This is a genomic window from Streptomyces decoyicus (assembly GCF_019880305.1).
GTDB classification, from domain to species: Bacteria; Actinomycetota; Actinomycetes; order Streptomycetales; family Streptomycetaceae; genus Streptomyces; species Streptomyces decoyicus.
The window spans coordinates 5,648,456-5,666,337 of record NZ_CP082301.1; the positions used below are offsets into that span (position 1 = coordinate 5,648,456).

The 17,882-nt window shown below is 72.1% G+C and carries 11 protein-coding genes; 6 read left to right on the forward strand and 5 right to left on the reverse strand.

The window, feature by feature from the left end:
* Positions 1 to 153 precede the first annotated feature (153 nt).
* The 5 genes from K7C20_RS25050 (at position 154) to fxsT (ending at position 9,362) form a co-directional block, all read left to right on the forward strand.
* Positions 154 to 1,209: an AAA family ATPase gene (locus K7C20_RS25050; protein WP_030081136.1), complete on the forward strand. Its 1,056-nt coding sequence runs from the start codon at positions 154 to 156 to the stop codon at positions 1,207 to 1,209.
* A 5-nt stretch (positions 1,210 to 1,214) separates the two neighbouring features.
* Positions 1,215 to 4,580, forward strand: coding sequence for an SAV_2336 N-terminal domain-related protein (locus tag K7C20_RS25055; protein WP_063781306.1), 3,366 nt, complete (start codon positions 1,215 to 1,217; stop codon positions 4,578 to 4,580).
* A gap of 104 nt (positions 4,581 to 4,684) precedes the next feature.
* Positions 4,685 to 4,915 (forward strand): YxD-tail cyclophane-containing RiPP peptide, encoded by a 231-nt coding sequence (locus K7C20_RS25060; RefSeq protein ID WP_053210097.1) that lies wholly within the window; start codon positions 4,685 to 4,687, stop codon positions 4,913 to 4,915.
* 140 nt (positions 4,916 to 5,055) lie between these two features.
* Entirely contained in the window at positions 5,056 to 6,225 is a 1,170-nt protein-coding gene (locus K7C20_RS25065; protein ID WP_167352537.1) for an FxsB family cyclophane-forming radical SAM/SPASM peptide maturase, read from the forward strand.
* A 101-nt stretch (positions 6,226 to 6,326) separates the two neighbouring features.
* On the forward strand, positions 6,327 to 9,362 hold the full coding sequence (fxsT, locus tag K7C20_RS25070) for an FxSxx-COOH system tetratricopeptide repeat protein (RefSeq protein ID WP_030081144.1): 3,036 nt from the start codon (positions 6,327 to 6,329) through the stop codon (positions 9,360 to 9,362).
* Positions 9,363 to 9,453: 91 nt separating this feature from the next.
* Here fxsT and K7C20_RS25075 read toward each other — a convergent pair whose 3' ends face one another.
* The 4 genes from K7C20_RS25075 to K7C20_RS25090 all read right to left on the reverse strand — a co-directional run bounded on the left by K7C20_RS25075 (position 9,454) and on the right by K7C20_RS25090 (position 16,178).
* Complete coding sequence (locus tag K7C20_RS25075) at positions 9,454 to 13,239, reverse strand: multifunctional oxoglutarate decarboxylase/oxoglutarate dehydrogenase thiamine pyrophosphate-binding subunit/dihydrolipoyllysine-residue succinyltransferase subunit (RefSeq protein ID WP_030081146.1); 3,786 nt, start codon at positions 13,237 to 13,239, stop codon at positions 9,454 to 9,456.
* Positions 13,240 to 13,477: 238 nt separating this feature from the next.
* Positions 13,478 to 14,605, reverse strand: a complete 1,128-nt coding sequence (locus K7C20_RS25080) for a sensor histidine kinase (protein ID WP_030081148.1) — start codon at positions 14,603 to 14,605, stop codon at positions 13,478 to 13,480.
* Positions 14,602 to 15,339 (reverse strand): response regulator transcription factor, encoded by a 738-nt coding sequence (locus K7C20_RS25085; protein WP_030081149.1) that lies wholly within the window; start codon positions 15,337 to 15,339, stop codon positions 14,602 to 14,604. The genes K7C20_RS25080 and K7C20_RS25085 overlap by 4 nt, the downstream gene beginning before the upstream one ends.
* Before the next feature lie 74 nt (positions 15,340 to 15,413).
* A complete protein-coding gene (locus tag K7C20_RS25090) occupies positions 15,414 to 16,178 on the reverse strand; it encodes a spermidine synthase family protein (RefSeq protein ID WP_053210098.1) in 765 nt (254 codons plus the stop codon).
* A 242-nt stretch (positions 16,179 to 16,420) separates the two neighbouring features.
* Between K7C20_RS25090 and K7C20_RS25095 the strand changes: the two genes are divergently transcribed.
* Positions 16,421 to 17,281, forward strand: a complete 861-nt coding sequence (locus tag K7C20_RS25095; RefSeq protein ID WP_053210099.1) for a rhomboid-like protein — start codon at positions 16,421 to 16,423, stop codon at positions 17,279 to 17,281.
* Between the two features lie 19 nt (positions 17,282 to 17,300).
* On the opposite strand, the gene K7C20_RS25100 is transcribed toward K7C20_RS25095, so the two are convergent.
* The gene (locus K7C20_RS25100) at positions 17,301 to 17,855 is read right to left on the reverse strand and encodes a hypothetical protein (protein ID WP_030081157.1); all 555 of its coding nucleotides are present in this window, start codon (positions 17,853 to 17,855) and stop codon (positions 17,301 to 17,303) included.
* Positions 17,856 to 17,882 lie beyond the last annotated feature (27 nt).

Consider the following 17,882-nt stretch of genomic DNA (forward strand, 5'->3'; position numbering starts at 1 on the left):
TAGCGTCGTGGAAGACGTGTTCGTGATTGCGCACGTGCGTGATCGTGGGTGGCGGACGTGGGGGAGGCCGGGGTGGACGATGCCGACGTCTCCGGCGATCCGCCATGACCATCGCTCCTGACCGAGGCCTGGCCGGCGACGAGGAGTTCCGACGTGAGCGACTGGCTCATCTACCGTGGCGCGGGGGCACCGCACGACGGAATTGAGCACCTTCCGCCGCCACCACCATGGCGTGATTTCGACGGCGGCCCCCTCGTGGCGCCGCCGGCCGCCCTCGACCCCTCCTCCGAGCGCAGGCTCGGTGTGCAGCACCGGGAAGCCAGCCACCACCGCCCCGGCGAGACCGAGCGCGAGCTGGTCAATGCCGCCCTCTATCTGCGCCGGCCGCTGCTGGTGACCGGCGCTCCGGGCAGCGGCAAGAGCACCCTGGCCCATTCGGTCGCCTATGAACTCGGCCTCGGCCGGGTGCTCGGCTGGCCGGTCGTCAGCCGCAGCACGCTCCGCGACGGCCTGTACGACTACGACGCCATCGGCCGCCTCCAGGACCTCCAGATCGCCCGCGCCGACCCGGCCGCCGGGGACGGCGCGGCGACGGCGGACGCGGACCCCACCGACGAACCCGGCGGCGGCATCGGCCGCTATATCCGCCTCGGCCCGCTCGGTACGGCCCTGCTGCCCGCCGCCCGGCCCCGCGTGCTGCTCGTCGACGAGCTCGACAAGAGCGACATCGATCTGCCCAACGACCTCCTGAACGTGCTGGAGGAAGGGGAGTTCCGGATTCCGGAGCTGGAGCGGCTGGCCGGATCCGCCCCCGAGGTGGAGGTGCTCAGCGACGACGGCGCGCGGGTGACGGTGCGCGACGGCCGGGTGCGCTGCCATGCCTTCCCCTTCATCGTCCTCACCAGCAACGGCGAGCGCGACTTCCCGGCACCCCTGTTGCGCCGCTGTATCCACCTCCACATCCCGGCCCCCGACAAGGAGCGGCTCGCGGCCATGGTGCGGGCCCACTTCGGCGAGGGGGCCGCCGAGCGCTACGAAGCGGTGATCGACCGTTTCCTGGACCGTGAGCCCGGCGATGTGCGCGCCGTCGACCAGCTGTTCAACGCCATCCACCTCACACAGAAGGCGGGCTGGACGGACGAGGACGAGGAGGAGACCCGACGGCGTCTGACGGCGGAGCTGATGCGGCCTCTTGATCGGACGAGGTGAGTGCGGTGCCCCTCGGGGAGCCCGGCCCAGGCCCCCTCGACGAACTCGTCGCCCGGCTGACGGCGGCGGGGCTGCCGGCCGATGCCCGCGGGATGGCCGATGCCCTCTGGCTCGCCCAGTGGATCACCCCGGGCGGGTCACGGGCGGAGGGCCCCGCGGACGCAGGGCCCCTCCGTGCGAAGGGTCACGACAGTACAGATCCGGCCACTTTCCGGGTGGGATCGGCCGTATCCGTGGCTCCCGGTGGTGCACTGCCGGCGGGCAGCGGCGCCGGTCCCTCGGACGCCGACCCGTCCTCGTCCGCCCTCCGGGACAGCGCCCGGCGCCGCGTCGCGGAGCTGCTGCCCACCCGGGACGAGCGGCTCCCCGACCCGGACCGGCAGCGCCTGGGCGAGGTCGCCGTCCCGATCGCCTCCGCGTTCCCCGGGCTGCTGCCGCTCCAGCGCGCGCTGCGGCCCATCCAGCGCTACCGCCCCCCGGTCGCCCCGGTCCGCCGCAAGCTGGACGAGCCCGCCACCGCCGAGCTCTCCGCCCACGCCGAAATGATCATCCCGGTGCTGCGCGGGGTGCACCGCCGCGCGGCCGCGCTGCGGCTGCTGATGGACGGCTCGTCCTCGATGGCCGTCTGGGAGCAGATGCTGCACGACCTGCGCCAGGTCTGCGAACGGGTCGGCGCCTTCCGTGATGTGACGGTGCATTACCTCCACCCGCACGGCGCGGACATCGGCGTCGCGGCGGCCCCCGGCCCCGGCCGCCCGCTGCGCCCCGCCGACCAGCTGCACGACCCGACGGGCCACCACCTCACCCTCGTCGTCAGCGACTGCGCCGGCCCCCTGTGGCGGGACGGGCGGATGCAGCGGCTGCTCTACCGCTGGGCGGCCGACGCCCCGCTCGCCGTGGTCCAGCCGCTGCCGCAGCGGATGTGGGCGCGCACCCTGCTGCCCGCCGTCGCCGGCACCCTCGTCCGCCGCCAGGGCCCCTACCAAGCCCTCGACTTCCGGCCGGCCCGCCGTCGCCGGCGTCCCGCCGGGGCACCGGGCGCGCCGTCCCAAGCGCCCCGCGAACGCGCCATCCCGGTCCTCTCCGCCACTCCCTCCGCCCTCGGCTCCTGGGCCCGGCTGGCCGCCGCCGACGCCGGTCTCTCGCTGCGCGGCGCGGCCTCCGTCGTCCGGGCCGACCACGGCGAAGGGCATCCGGCCGGGCCGCCGCCGGTGTCCGGGCCCGCCGCACCGGCCCGTATGGTCCGCGAGTTCGACCAGCAGGCCTCACCCGCCGCCCGCCTGCTCGCCGTCCATCTCTCGGCCGTCCCGCTCGCCCTCCCCGTCATCCAGCTCGTCCAGCGCGCGATGCTGCCGCAGACCGGCCCGGCGGAGCTGGCCGAGGTGCTGCTCAGCGGCCTGGTCACGCAACTTCCGGCGGACGAACGGCCGTCGGGCGAGCAGGCCGGGGTGAGCGGCCCCTGGTACGACTTCGTGCCCGGCGTGCGCGACGAACTCCTCGGCCGGCTCAGTGCGGGCGAGGCCGCCCTGGTCCTCAAGCACTGCTCGCTCTACGTCGAGCGCACCTTCGGCCGCAGCGCCCGCAACTTCCCGGCCGTCGCGGTCGCCATGCTCTCCGGCAGCGGCCGTGAGCCCGAGACCGGCCAGCGGGCCGTCCCCGAACCCTTCGCCCGGGTCTCGGAACGTGTGCTGCGCCGCTTCGAACCGGCCCTGCGCCCGCCCGCCCGGCAGCCGTATGTGTCCGACGGCCCCGCCGCGGAAGGCGCCGCCCTCCTGGAGCGCTACGAACAGGACCGCGCCGTCCGGGACCTGATCGAGGCCGTCCGGCTGCTGCGCGCGGCCACCGAACGGCTGCCCGTGGCCGGTACGGACCTCGCGCGCGCCCTGCTGCACGCCTGGGCGAAGTGGCGCCAGCCGGACGCCCTGGAGGAGGCGGAGCGCGCGGGACGCGCGGCGGAACGGGCCACGGCCCGTGGCGCCGCCGACGACCAGGAGGCCGCCACCGGCCGGGAGGCCGAGCGCACCCGGGCGCTGATCGTGCTCGGCCGGGTCGGCCACGCCCGCGCCCAGGAACGCCGGAGCGCCGGCACCCCCGCCGAGGAGCGCACCGCGCTCGCCGACGCCGCCCGCCATCTGCACGCCGCCTGCGGGCTGATGAGCCTGCTCGACCCCCGCGTCCTGGAGAGCATCGTGCTCCGCACCGAGGTCCTGCGCCGACTGGCCGCCCTGCCCGCCGCCGACCCTCCGCAGGACGGCGACATGGCGGCCGACGACCCCCTGGACGAGGCGGAACGCTCCCTCACCACCCTCCTCGACCAGTGGCCCAGCGGTGAGCAGGTGCCCGGCGAGGTCTATGCCGCCCGGGGCGGCGTCCTGCTCGACCAGGCCCGCCGGGCCGCCCGAGACCACGGGGAAGGACCGCGCCCCGTCGAGGCGCTCGCCGTCCGCGCCGCCGACGACCTCGACACCGCCACCGTCCTGCTGCGCCGCCGCGGCAGCACCGCCGACCGGCTGGTCTGCGAGACGCTGCTCGACCTCGCGGCGGCCCGGCAGCTGAACGGCGGCGCGGGGCTGCCGTCCGTGCTGCCCACCCTCGAACGCGCCCGTGCGATGGCCCGTGAACTCGACGACCGGGCGCTGGAAGCGGCCAGTCTGCGCCGTACGGCCGCCGTGCAGCGCGCCGTGCACACCCGTACCGGTGCGCTGACCGCCCTCGACGCCGCCATTGCCGCGCTGGCCGCCGCGCTGCGTCTGACCACCCCCGATTCGCCCGAGCACAGCTCGCTGCTCGCCGAACGCGGCGCGGCGCTGCTGCTGCGCGCCCGGCTGGAGCCGGCCGACGGACCGGGCAAACGCCTGGCCAACGAGGCGGTGCACGTCCTGCGCGAGGCGCTGGGCCGGGTCGGGCCGCAGGACCCCGACCTCGGCAACCACCGCCTGCTGTTCGGCCGTGCCCTGCGGCTGCGCTACGAACGCCAGCCCTCGCTGGCCGATCTGCACGAGGCCGACTGGATCCTGGAGCTGGCCGCCCGCGGTGTGGACGTACCGGACTCGGTCTCGGCCGAGGCCTGGCTCGAAGTGGGCGATGTCCAGCTGCTGTTGGACCGCCGCTTCGACTCCCGCGAGCGCCACGACCGGGCCGCCGCCTGCTTCCGCCGCGCCGCCGCGGCCGCCCGGCGGGCCGACAGCCCCCTGCTGGCAGCCCGTGCCCACCACCGCCGCGGCGAGGTCCTGGAGGTCACCGCAGGTCCCCGTTCCGCGCTGCACGCCTACCGCGAGAGCTGGGAACAGTGGCAGCGCGCCGCCGAGGACACCGGCGACGAGGCCCAGCGTACCCGCGCCCGGATGCGCGCCCTCGAAACCACCGCCTGACCGCCCCGCGCCCCCGCCCGGCTGCCTGGCAGTCCACACCGGAACGTGTTTCTGTGGACGGGAGTTCGGGAACACACACGTCCAGCCGGCCAGAGGAGAGCAGCGTGGCGACTACCCCCCGCACCGAACCGGTGGTCGCCGTCCCGCCGGTGCCGTCGGCCGAGCGGCTGCCGGTCTTCGACGGGGTCGATGTGGCTGCGCTGGCCGAGATGACGGGGCATCCGATGCTCCGGGAAGTCGCGGCGCAGCTGGTGCGCAATTGGGTGCCGGCGGGCGAAGCGGTGGCCTACTACGACGACGGACCTGGCATGTGGGTTTCCGCCGACCCGTCCTGAACGACTGAATTTGGGCAATAGGTTAATGAATTCGGCCAGCTGTCGAACGACTTTGGTTGCCTTGTCGAGGGGCGAGCCATGTATGGAGCAGCGGGCGTCGACCGGGTGTCCGGACGTCGACGGAGGCGGGGGGCGACGTCGTGGTGTGCGAGACCGACCGGGCCGCCGCGGTCCCCTTCCGGCAGCTCGTCCTGAAGCTGCACAGCCGCTGCAACCTCGCCTGCACCTACTGCTACATCTACACCAGCCCTGACCGCAGTTGGCGCCACCGCCCGCGGGCCGCCCCGCCGGGCACCGTACGCCAGACCGCCCTGCGCATCGCCGAGCACGTCGCCGCCCACCGGCTGCGTGAGATCCGCATCGACCTGCACGGCGGAGAACCCCTGCTCACCGGTCCCGGCCCGCTCCTCGACCAGGCGCAGGCCATCCGGGCGGCGGTCCCCGCGCAGTGCGCGGTGCACTTCGGGGTGCAGACCAACGGCACCCTCCTCACCGCCGCGTCGCTCGGGGCGCTGGCCGACGCGGGGTTCCGGATCGGGCTGAGCCTGGACGGCGGCACCGCCGGGCTCAACCGCCGCCGGATCGATCACGCGGGCCGGTCCTCCTGGCCCGCGGCCTCCCACGCCGCACGGCTGCTGTCCGGGCGTCCCGGAACGTTCGCGGGCATCCTGTGCACCATCGATCTCACCGCCGATCCGGCACAGGTCTACCGCAGCCTGCGGGCGATGGGCCCTCCCATGCTCGACTTCCTCCTCCCGCACGCCAACTGGGCCAGCCCGCCCCCGGCCCTCGTGGGCGCGGCGAGCCCCACCCCGTACGGAGACTGGCTGTGCACCGCGTTCGACCTCTGGTGGGACGGTCCGGGCCAGGGACTGCGGGTCCGGCTGTTCGCCGAGATCATCGGCTTGCTCCTGGGGCGGCCCAGCTCCACGGAAGCGGTCGGGCTCTCACCCGTCGTGGCCCTGGTGGTGGACACCGACGGTGCCATCGAGCAGGTGGACTCGCTCAAGTCCGCCTACGAGGGAGCGGCCGCGACCGGCCTGGACGTCTTCCGGCACAGCTTCGACGAAGCCCTCGCGCACCCGGGCATGGCCGCCCGCAGACAGGGCCGGGACGGGCTCGGCGACCAGTGCCGCGCCTGTGCGCTGGTGGAGGTCTGCGGCGGCGGGAACTACGCCCACCGCTACCGCGACGCCGGCAGCGGCTTCCGTAACCCGTCCGTGTACTGCGGGGATCTGGAGAGACTGATCCGGCACATCGCACGGCGCCTGAAGGCGTCCCTGGAACCAACCGGACGGCTCCCGAGATGACCTGACGCACTGTCGTCATATCGGGGCACACTTGGGTTATCGTGCCAGCCAGCCAGGCAGCTGAGCACGCTTGACCCACCGCATCGCAGGGGGACGGTCGCATGGCCGATCAGTCCAGTTCCGCCGGCGCCGCCGACCACATCACGATCAGCTATGCGGGCTTCGCCAGGCCGTGGGCGGCCTGGCTCTCGCATCAGCTGGAGCAGCTGGGGCACCACACGACGATGCTCCGCTGGGATCCGCAGGCGGACACCGCCCTGGCGGAGGAGCTGTCGGGACTGCTCACGGCCGAGGGCCGGCTGCTGATGGTGCTCGACGACTGGTATTTCCGGCTGGGCCCCAAGACGCAGGAGGAGTGGACGGCCGCACTGCGCGAAGTGGTCTCCCCGCACGCCGACCGGTTCGCGGCGGTGAGCGTGGCCACCCAGAGCCTGCCCGCCACGGCCTCCCTGCTGCGCCCCGCCGACCTGCGCGACCTGGACGCGACCGAAGCCAACCGCCGGGTGCTGAACCGGCTGGGCATCGCGGTGACCGGCCCGGTCGCGAACGAGGACGCGCCCGGCGCACCGCGCTTTCCGAACGATCCCCCCGAGATCTGGAACATCCCCCGCCGCAACAACCGCTTCACCGGCCGCGACGACGCACTGGAAGAGCTGTACGGCAAGCTGGCGGGCTCCGGGGGGAACTCCGGCCCGCCCCTGGAGACCCGTCTCGCGCTGTACGGCATCTCCGGCGTGGGCAAGAGCCAGATCGCCGCCGAGTACGCCCACCGCTTCGGCAACGACTACGACGTGGTGTGGTGGATCAGCGCCACGAACCGCGGTGCGGCGCGCGAGCAGCTGGCGGAGCTGGCCTCCCGGCTCGGGCTGCCCGTGGGGCAGGAGATCGGCGACCGGATCCGGGCGGTCCACGAGGCGTTGCGTACCGGCCGCCCCTACCGCCGCTGGCTGCTGATCTTCGACAGCGCCGACGACATGGAGCAGATCGAGGACCTGGTCCCCGACGGCCGCGGCCATGTCCTCATCACCACCCTCACCCGCGACTGGTCGGGCTCCGGCAGCGCCCAGGAGATCGAGGTCCTCCCCTTCACCCGCATCGAGAGCGTCGCCTACGCGCGGCGGCGGGCCCCGCGGCTGACGTCGAGGGACGCGGACGACCTCTCCGACGCCGTACAGGACCTGCCGCTGCTGCTGGCCCAGACCGCGGCCTGGCTGGACGCCAACCCGATGCCGCCGCGGGAGTACATCGAGCTGATCCGGCGGGGCGAGCCGAGCCTCGTCGGGATCCGCATCTCCACCGACTACCCGATGGCCTTCCAGACCAGTTGGGCCATAACCCTCAACACCCTGCGCGAGCGCAGCCCCGCCGCCGTCGAACTGCTCAAGCTGTTCGCCTTCTTCGCCCCCGACGCGATCCCCGTCCCCAAACTGGCCAAGGCCCGCCGCGGGGACCTGCCCGAGCACCTCGCCGATCTCGCGGCCGAGCCGATCAGCTGGAACACGGCCCTGCGGCGGCTGACCGAATCCACCGCCGTACGCCTGGACTACCAGGTCTCCTCGGGGCAGGACCCGGCCGTCGAAACCGCCCAGATGCACCGGCTCTACCACCGCTTCCTGCGCAGCGACATGACCGAGGAGGAGCGGGACGCGCTGTCCGCGGCGGCCTGCCGGGTGCTGGTCTCCGCCGATCCGCAGAACCCCTTCGACACCCGGGAGTGGGACCGCTACGCCGAGCTCATCCCGCATCTGGAGCCGGCCGGTGCGCTGGACAGCGCGGACCCGTCGGTGCAGGGGCTGGTCGTCAACTGCGTCGAGTACCTCCGGGTGCGCGGCGAGTACCGCATGGGGCTGCGGCTGTGCGAACAGTTCATGTTCCGGTGGAAGACCAGGCTGGCACCGACGCAGCGCACGATGCTGGTGCTCACCCACCAGCACGCCAACATGCTGCGGCGGCTGGGCCGTTACCGCGAGGCGGAGGCGGTCGGCAGCGCCATCGTGGACGAGCTGGAGTCCGAGCGCGCCGAGCGCGCGGGGGACGGCGGGACCGGCCGCGTCGAGGCCGACGCGGATCTGCTGCGGGCCAAGGACGGACTGGCCGGGACCTTGATGACGCTGGGGGCCTACCAACGGGCGTGCGACCTGTTCGAAGAGGTCGCCGCGCACTACACCGAACTGCTCGGCCCCGAAGCCCCGCGCACCGTGGCGTCACGCAACAACCTCGCCATCGCGCTGGGTCTGCTCGGACGGTACCCGGAAGCGCTGGCCCTGCTGCGCGAGGTGGTCACGATCCGGGAGCGGGAGCTGCGCGCCCGCCACCACCTGACCCTCGGCACCGGAACGGGCTACGCCCGGATGCTGCGGCTGACCGGCGAGTACCGCGACGCCCTCTCGCGCCAGGAGCTGAACGCGCGGCTGCACCGCCAGGTGATGGGCCTGCACACCCCGCAGACCCTGCGCGCCGAGCACAATCTCGCGCTGTGCATGCGGCGCATGGGCGACACCGCACAGGCGGGCGCGCTGATGGCGGATGTCGTCGAGCGCAGCAAGCGGGTGCTGGGAGTGCGGCACCCGGACACCTTCATGATGCAGGCGGACCACGCCACGTTCCTGCGCGAACACGGCGACCTCGGCCGGGCCCGTGAACTGGCCGAAGAGGTCGCCGAGCGCTACCGCACGCTGGTCGGGGAGAAGCATCCGTACGCCCTGGGGACGCTCGCCAACGCGGGTCTGGTGCGGTCCGAATTCGGCGAGCACGCACAGGCGCTGGCCCTGGCGACGCAGGCGCTCGAAGGGATGACCGCGGCCGTGGGCGCCGATCACCCCTGGACACTGGGCTGTGCGCTGAACGCCGCCGCGGCCCGCAACCGCGCCGACGACGAGGAAGGCGCCGTCGAGCTGGGCCGGGACACCATGCAGCGCGCCGCCGAGGCGCTGGGCGACACACATCCGCTGACCCTCTCGGCGAAGACCGCACTCGCCGACGACCTGCGGGCGCTGCGCCGGGCCAGGGACGCCTCGAAGCTGGAGCAGGAGGCCGTACAGCAGCTCACCGACACCCTCGGGGCCGAGCATCCGCACACGGTCTCGGCCCGCCGCCGGCGCCGCCCCTACTGGGACTTCGAGCCGCAGCCCGTGTGAGCCTCCACCGGCACGGCGAAGGGCCTGTCCCCGCAGCTGCGGGAACAGGCCCTTCACTCACTACCCACCGGTGCTCCGGCGGCCCGGACGCCTACGCGTCGAAGGCCTCCGCGACCAGCTGTGCCTGCTCTGCCTGGTGGCGCTTGGCGGAGCCGACGGCCGGCGACGAGGAGTGCGGCCGCGAGATGCGGCGCAGGCGCTCGCCGTGCGGGACATCGGCACCGACGGCCAGGTCGAGGTGGTCGATCAGGTTGAGGCCGAGGAACGGCCACGCACCCTGGTTCGCCGGCTCTTCCTGGGTCCACAGGTACTTCTCGGCGTTCGGGAACTTGGCGATCTCCGCCTGGAGCTCCTTGCCGGGAAGCGGGTAGAGGCGCTCGATGCGGACGATCGCGGTGTCGTTCGCGCCGCGCTTCTCGCGCTCGGCCTCCAGGTCGTAGTAGACCTTGCCGGAGCAGAAGATGACCTTGCGGACATCCTCGGCCTTGACCGTGGAGTCGCCGATGACGGGGCGGAAGCCGCCCGTCGTGAACTCTTCCGTCTTCGACGCCGCGGCCTTCAGACGCAGCATCGACTTCGGGGTGAAGACGACCAGCGGCTTGTGGTGCGGGTTGTGGACCTGCCAGCGCAGCAGGTGGAAGTAGTTCGACGGCAGGGTCGGCGCGGCGACCGTCATGTTGTTCTGCGCGCACAGCTGGAGGAAGCGCTCGATCCGGGCCGAGGAGTGGTCCGGGCCCTGGCCCTCGTAGCCGTGCGGGAGCAGCAGGGTGACGCCGGACGTCTGGCCCCACTTCTGCTCCGCCGAGGAGATGAACTCGTCGACGACCGTCTGGGCGCCGTTGACGAAGTCACCGAACTGCGCCTCCCACATGACCAGCGCCTCCGGGCGGGCCAGCGAGTAGCCGTACTCGAAGCCCATCGCCGCGTACTCGCTGAGCAGCGAGTCGTAGACGTTGAAGCGGGCCTGGTCCTCGGAGAGGTAGAGCAGCGGGGTGTAGTCCTCGCCCGTCTCGCGGTCGATGAGGACCGCGTGCCGCTGGCCGAACGTGCCACGGCGGGAGTCCTGGCCGGCCAGCCGGACCGGGGTGCCCTCCATCAGCAGCGAGCCGACGGCGAGGGTCTCGCCCATGCCCCAGTCGATGGTGTTGTCCTCGACCTGGGCCGCGCGGCGCTGGAGCTGGGGCAGCAGACGCGGGTGGACGGTGACCCGCTCGGGGATGTTGACCTGCGACTCGGCGATCCGCTTGACGACCTCCTGGGAGATCGCGGTGTCCACGTAGACCGGGAACTCGGCCTTGGGCTGCGGCACCTCGGGGGCCACCGGGGCCGTCGTGGCGTCGCGGACCTCGGTGAAGACCTTCTCCAGCTGGCCCTGGAAGTCCTGGAGCGCCTGCTCGGCCTCTTCCAGCGTGATGTCGCCGCGACCGATGAGGGACTCGGTGTAGAGCTTGCGCACCGAGCGCTTCTTGTCGATCAGGTCGTACATCAGCGGCTGGGTGAAGGCCGGGTTGTCGGACTCGTTGTGACCGCGGCGGCGGTAGCAGATCAGGTCGATGACGACGTCCTTGTTGAACGCCTGGCGGAACTCGAAGGCCAGGCGCGCCACGCGGACGACGGCCTCCGGGTCGTCACCGTTCACATGGAAGATCGGCGCCTCGATCATGCGGGCCACGTCGGTGGCGTACATGGAGGAGCGGGCCGACTCCGGTGCGGCGGTGAAGCCGACCTGGTTGTTGATGACGATGTGCACCGTGCCGCCGGTGCGGTAGCCGCGCAGCTGGGACATGTTCAGCGTCTCCGCGACCACGCCCTGGCCGGCGAACGCCGCGTCACCGTGCAGCTGGATCGGCAGGACCGTGAAGTCCGTGCCGCCCTTGTTGATGATGTCCTGCTTGGCGCGCGAGATGCCCTCGACGATCGGGTCGACGGCCTCCAGGTGGGAGGGGTTCGCGGCCAGCGAGACCTTGATCTGCTCGCCGTCGAGACCGGTGAAGGTGCCCTCGGCGCCCAGGTGGTACTTCACGTCGCCGGAGCCGTGCATCGACTTCGGGTCGAGGTTGCCCTCGAACTCGCGGAAGATCTGCGCGTACGACTTGCCGACGATGTTGGCGAGGACGTTGAGGCGGCCGCGGTGGGCCATGCCGATGACGACCTCGTCCAGGCGCGATTCGGCCGCGGAGTCGATGACCGCGTCCAGCAGCGGGATGACGGACTCGCCGCCCTCCAGCGAGAAGCGCTTCTGCCCGACGTACTTCGTCTGGAGGAACGTCTCGAACGCCTCGGCGGAGTTCAGCCGGCGCAGGATGCGCAGCTGCTCCTCGCGCTCGGGCGACTTGTGCGAGCGTTCGACGCGGTCCTGGATCCACTGGCGCTGCTTGGGGTCCTGGATGTGCATGAACTCGATGCCGGTGGTGCGGCAGTACGAGTCGCGCAGCACGCCCAGGATGTCGCGCAGCTTCATCATGGACTTGCCGGAGAAGCCGCCGACCGCGAACTCGCGCTCCAGGTCCCACAGGGTGAGCCCGTGCTCGGTGATGTCGAGGTCGGGGTGCTTGCGCTGGTGGTACTCCAGCGGGTCGGTGTCGGCCATGACGTGGCCGCGGACCCGGTAGGAGTGGATCAGCTCGAAGACCCGCGCGGCCTTGGTGACGTCGTCGTCGTGCGAGGCGTCGATGTCGCGCAGCCAGCGGACCGGCTCGTACGGAATCCGCAGCGACTTGAAGATGTCGTCGAAGAATTCGTTGTCGCCGAGCAGCAGCTGGCTCATGATGCGCAGGAACTCGCCGGAGGCGGCGCCCTGGATCACCCGGTGGTCATAGGTGCTGGTCAGCGTCATGACCTTGGAGACACCCAGCTTGTTCAGGGCGTCCTGCGAGGTGCCCTGGAACTCCGCGGGGTAGTCCATCGCGCCGACGCCCATGATCATGGACTGGCCCGGCATCAGACGCGGCACGGAGTGCACGGTGCCGATGCCGCCCGGGTTCGTCAGCGACGCGGTGACTCCGGTGAAGTCGTCCATCGTCAGCTTGTTGTCGCGGGCCCGGCGGACGATGTCCTCGTAGGCCTGCCAGAACTCGAAGAAGGTCAGCGTCTCGGCCTTCTTGATGGCGGCGACGACGAGCTGGCGGTCGCCGTTCGGCTTCACCAGGTCGATGGCCAGACCGAGGTTGATGTGCTCGGGCTTGACCAGCGTCGGCTTGCCGTCCTTCTCCGCGAAGGAGTAGTTCATCGACGGCATGGCCTTGAGGGCCTGCACCATCGCGTACCCGATGAGGTGGGTGAAGGAGACCTTCCCGCCACGGGCCCGCTTGAGGTGGTTGTTGATCACGATGCGGTTGTCGAAGAGCAGCTTCACCGGGACCGCGCGGACGGACGTGGCCGTCGGCAGCTCCAGGGAGGCGTTCATGTTCTTCGCAACGGCGGCCGATGGGCCGCGCAGGGTGACGAACTCAGGACCGGCAGTGATCTCGCCGTCGGCCTTCTGCGGGGCCTTGGCGGCCGGCTTGGCCGGCGCGGACTTCGCCGGCGCGGCCTTGGCCGGGGCCGGGGCGCTCGCGGCCGGCTTCGCCGGGGTGACCGGCTCGGCGGCAGACGGCTTCGGCTCGGCTGCGGCAGGCGCCGCCGGGGACGACTGCGCCGGAGCGGCCGGAGCGGAGGTGGAGCCCTCCGCCGGCTGGCTCGGCGCGGTGGCGCCGCCCGGCTTGTAGTCGGCGAAGAAGTCCCACCAGGCTCGGTCTACCGAGTTCGGGTCCTGGAGGTACTGCTGGTAGATCTCGTCGACGAGCCACTCATTGGGACCGAACGCGGCAGCAGGGTTCTTTCCCTGCCCCTCTTGGTCGGTCGAGATGCTCGAGCTGTTGGGGGACTGTAGCGACACGGCGGCAACCGCCCTCTTCCGCTTCCTAAGGTGGTGGACAGCGGGAATAAAGGCTACGCCTGTTGTGACCCCGGATGCAGGCCGGGAGGGGCACTCGTCGTGTACGTCACATTCCCGGAGGGGTTTCGGGGCATGACTTGGCGGGAAACACACGATGTTTGCCTGCACGCGGGTAGGGGGCATCGACGTGGCACCCGCGGAGTGAGTGCTTCCACTACCGACCCTACGTCAGCGGCCGTCAGCTTCGAGCTGACTCCAACCCCGGAAGAGTGACCCGGATCCGGCAACCGCGTGCAGATTCGGCCACGCCGATGCGTCCGCCGTGCAGATCCACCGCCCAGCGCGCGATCGCCAGGCCCAGGCCCGTCCCGCCGTCGGAGCCGGGGCCCGAGGGGGCCGGGCCGCCGCGGTTGAACCGTTCGAAGACCCGGTAGCGCTCCGACTCGGGGATGCCGGGCCCCTCGTCCTGTACGTCCAGCTCCAGGCTCTCGGGACCCTCGCCGCGCCGCGCGTGCACCGTGACCCGGCCGTGCCGGGGGCTGTGCTTGATCGCGTTGTCGATGAGGTTGGCCACGACCTGGTGCAGCCGCTCGGCGTCCGCGTGCGCGGTCAGCTCCGGCGGCGAGACGTCGAGGTGGAGGTGGACGTCCGTACGGGTGTGGGTGCCGGAGCCGGCCACTCCGGCCAGCGTGGAGGCGCCTCGGCTCATATTGGCCTCCTTGAGCACCCCGGACAGATACGGCCAGACCTCGAAGCGCCGCGCGTGCAGCGGCACCACCCCGTTGTCCAGCCGGGACAGGTCCAGGAGGTGCTCGACGAGGCGGCCCAGCCGCTCCGTCTGCTTCAGCGCCGTCCGCATCGTCTCCGGGTCCGGCTCGCTGACCCCGTCGACGACGTTCTCCAGGACGGCCCGGAGCGCCGCGATCGGGGTGCGCAGCTCGTGCGAGACATTGGCGACCAGCTCCTTGCGGTGGGTGTCCACCGCCTCCAGGTCGGCCGCCATCCGGTTGAAGGCGTTCGCCAGGTCACCGAACTCGTCACGGCGCTCCGAGCGGACCCGGCGGCTGTAGTTGCCGTGCGCCATCGACCGGGTGACATCCGTCATCTCGTCGAGCGGAGCGGTCAGGCTGTTGGCCACGAACTGGGTGATCAGCAGCGAGGCGATGATCGAGAAGATCGTGATCACCCGCAGCTCGGTCGCCGAGTGCATCGCGACGAAGACCAGCAGCGTGGTGATGATCACCGAGACGCTGACCAGCGCCCCGAGTGCGGCCTTCACCGAGCGGTACGGGTCCAGCGGGCGCAGGCCCTCCCAGATCCGCTGCCACAGTGCCTTCGCGGGCGTCCGCCACCACCGCCGCGTCATGCGGCCGGGGTCTCCAGGGCGTAGCCGACGCCATGGACCGTACGGATGCGCTCGGCGCCGATCTTGCGGCGCAGCGCCTTGATGTGGCTGTCGACCGTACGGGTCCCGGAGGCGTCCGCCCAGTCCCACACCTCGGCCAGCAGCTGCTCACGGGAGAGCACCGCGCGCGGGGTGTTCGCCAGGCAGACCAGCAGATCGAACTCGGTGGGCGTCAGATGGACGTCCGAGCCGCGCACCCGCACCCGGCGCTGGGCGTGGTCGATCTCCAGCTCGCCCAGCCGCAGAATGCCGGTGCGCGGGGTGTGCGCGGCCAGCGCGGCGCGCTCGACCCGGCGCAGCAGCACATGCACCCGGGCGGCCAGCTCGCGCATCGAGAACGGCTTGGTCATGTAGTCGTCGGCGCCGACGCCGAGGCCGACCAGCATGTCGGTCTCGTCGTCCCGGGCCGTGAGCATCATCACCGGCACCGGCCGCTGGGCCTGGACCCGGCGGCACACCTCCAGGCCGTCGAAGCCCGGCAGCATCACATCGAGGACCAGCAGATCCGGCTGCCAGGCCTCGGCGGTCTCCACCGCGGCCGGGCCGTCGGTGGCCGTCTGCACCTGGAAGCCCTCGGCGCGTAGCCGGGCCGCGATGGCCTCGACGATCGTCGGGTCGTCCTCCACCACCAGCACCCGGCGCTGGGCGCCCGGCGTGGCAGCGGCGCCGCCCTGCGTTGTCTGAGTCTGGTCCATCGCCCGCCCCTGCATGTCCCCTGCGTGGTCGCGTATTGCTGGGCAGCAGCGTACGGGCATGGTGTGACTGTCGGCTACGCGCCCTTCCGCGCAAGATGGACCACGTCAGGGACGCCTCGGACAACGGGGATCTCTTCCGTATGTACCCCGCTGAAACCGGCATTTCGTAGTGCTTCCTCGAATGCCGGCGAGGGTTGTGCGGACCAGACGGCGAGCACTCCGCCGGGTGTCAGACGGTCACGGCAGGCGGCGAGTCCGGTGGGGGAGTAGAGGCTGTTGTTGTCCTCGGTGACGGTCCAGTCGGGGCCGTTGTCGATGTCCAGGCACAGGGCGTCGTAGGCGACTTGGCCCGCATCCGTCCACAAATGCGCGACCAGGTCGGTGTGCAGGATCTCGCTGCGCGGATCGGCCAGTGCGGCCGCCGAGACCGCCGACAGCGGGCCCGTGCGGTGCCAGTCGATGACGGCTTCCTCGCGCTCGACGACGACGATCCGGCCCCAGCGCGGCTGCCCGGCCGCGCGGGCCAGGGAGAAACCGACGCCGAGACCCCCGATCAGCACGGACGGCCGTGCGCGGCCGGGCGGCAGCGCGGCCAGCGCGGCGTCGATCAGCAGCCGTTCGGAGCGGCCGTCGGAAGTGTCCATCAGGAAGCAGCCGTTGGCGATGATCTCGTAGACCACAGGCGCGCCGGGGGTCCCGGAGCCGTCCGTTCCCGGGCCTTCGAGGGGTCCGCCCCGTTGTCGCAGCACCACCTCGCCGTACGGGCCCTCGCGGCGGTCGAGCGTGCGCGGGGCCTCGGGGAGGCCGGTCGTTGCCTGCGTCGGAGTAACGGGAGCCATGGCGCCATGGTGGCCAATACGGGCCGTGCCGGTCCAACGCTTTGGGCAGGGTTCCGCCGCCGGTGGCACGGACGTGACCCCTGTGATGACGGTTGCCTTGTGTGAGGGATATCACTCACACAGGTTCTTCATGGGTTGAGCATGCAGGGTGGTCCGGAACGTAGGGCGAGGCAGAGGAATCACGGCCGGGGGGACGGGCGTGGCTGACCGGATGTGCCATGGACGGAAGGGGTCTCGGACAAGTGAGCTGGCTGGGAACCGCCGAGAAGGAACGGGCCGGCCGTGCGCCGTCCGTCATACCGGGGCCGGGTAACGGGACGGGCGCGGTGCCGGACCTGCTGCCGGGGATTCCGCGGCAGCGCGAGCCCCGGCAGGCCGGCGGCGTCGCGGCGGAGGCGGTGCCCAGAGCCCCTCGGACATCCCCCCGGGCGCGGCCGTGGCGGCTGCTGCCCACTCCGGCCGGCACGCCCTTCACCTTCGGCTACGCCCTCCTTCTCGTGGCCACCTCGCTCTTCACCGAGTACGCCGACCCGGCACTGGTCTCCGAACTGCTCCAGGGCTCCAGTACGGACGTCGTCCACCTCGCGCAGGCCCCGCTGCTGGTGCTCGTCGCCAGCGCCCTGTGGATCGCGGGCGGCATGACCTCCGCGTACGCCATCGGCTTTCTCTTCGTCCTGACGGCGCTGGAACGGCGGATCGGCGGGCTGTGGGCCGCCGCCGTCTTCTTCGGCGGCCATGCGCTGGCCACCCTCGCCACCGAACTGCCCGTCGCCTTCTCGGTCGCCGCAGGACGGCTGCCGGAGAGCTCGCTGCACCGCCTCGACTACGGCATCAGCTTCGGCGTGATGACCTGTATCGGAGCTCTTGCGGGCCTGCTGCCGGCCTGGTTGCGCTGGCCGCTGCTGGCCGGCGCCGGCTACCTGGCCGTGACCGGTCTGCTCGCCTACGTCGACCCGGTGTCCGACTGGGGCCATCTGCTCTCGCTCGCCCTGGGCGCGCTGAGCTGGCCGCTGCTGCGCCGCCGGCGCGCCCGCCGTGCCCGGCCCGCACCGCTCCTGGGCGACCTGGGCCGGCCGGCGCTGCGGGGCGTGCGGACCTACTGAGCGCTCCGGGGCCGCGCGCCTACGACCGGACGCTCGCCCGGTACGTATGGGCGATGGCGTAGGCGCAGCCGCCCAGCAGCGCCACACCGGACAGCACGCCGCTGACGAACGGCACCCAGGCCACGGCGGAGGTCGCCGCCATGCCCAGCCCGATCACGCCGAGCGCGGTCAGTGCGACGCCGGGGACGGCGATGCTGCGCCGCTTCCAGACCGCCATCAGCGCGACGAAGTGCAGGCCGACGATCAGCGCGATCCAGGCCACGGCGGTCTCCTGGGGGGCGCCCGCCGCCCGCAGCGCGAGATTGCCGCCGATCAGCAGCACCACCTCGGCCCCCACGACGAAGGCGAACTTCCCCCGGAACCAGTCGGCTTGCGGAGCCTCGGCGTCCGCCTCGGCGGGCCGGCCGTGGCGCCCGGCCCGTAGTGCGAGCGCCAGCAACCCGGCGAAGGTGAGCACCGCGAGCACCCGCAGGGCGATGCCGACAGCGGGATCCAGCGGGTCGTGCGCGTTGGCGACCACGAAGATCGTCCCGAAGAGAGCGCCGATGAAAACTCCGGACATCCGCTGCAACATGCCGTGAAGGTAGCAGTCATGACGAGG

Bases quoted from the DNA above. Each gene is read 5' to 3' on its own strand.
- K7C20_RS25080 (WP_030081148.1), bottom strand. From the start codon at position 14,605: ATGACGCGGCGGTGGTGGCGGACGCCCGCGAAGGCACTGTGGCAGCGG.
- fxsT (WP_030081144.1), top strand. From the start codon at position 6,327: ATGGCCGATCAGTCCAGTTCCGCCGGCGCCGCCGACCACATCACGATC.
- K7C20_RS25100 (WP_030081157.1), bottom strand. From the start codon at position 17,855: ATGTTGCAGCGGATGTCCGGAGTTTTCATCGGCGCTCTCTTCGGGACG.
- K7C20_RS25090 (WP_053210098.1), bottom strand. From the start codon at position 16,178: ATGGCTCCCGTTACTCCGACGCAGGCAACGACCGGCCTCCCCGAGGCC.
- K7C20_RS25085 (WP_030081149.1), bottom strand. From the start codon at position 15,339: ATGGACCAGACTCAGACAACGCAGGGCGGCGCCGCTGCCACGCCGGGC.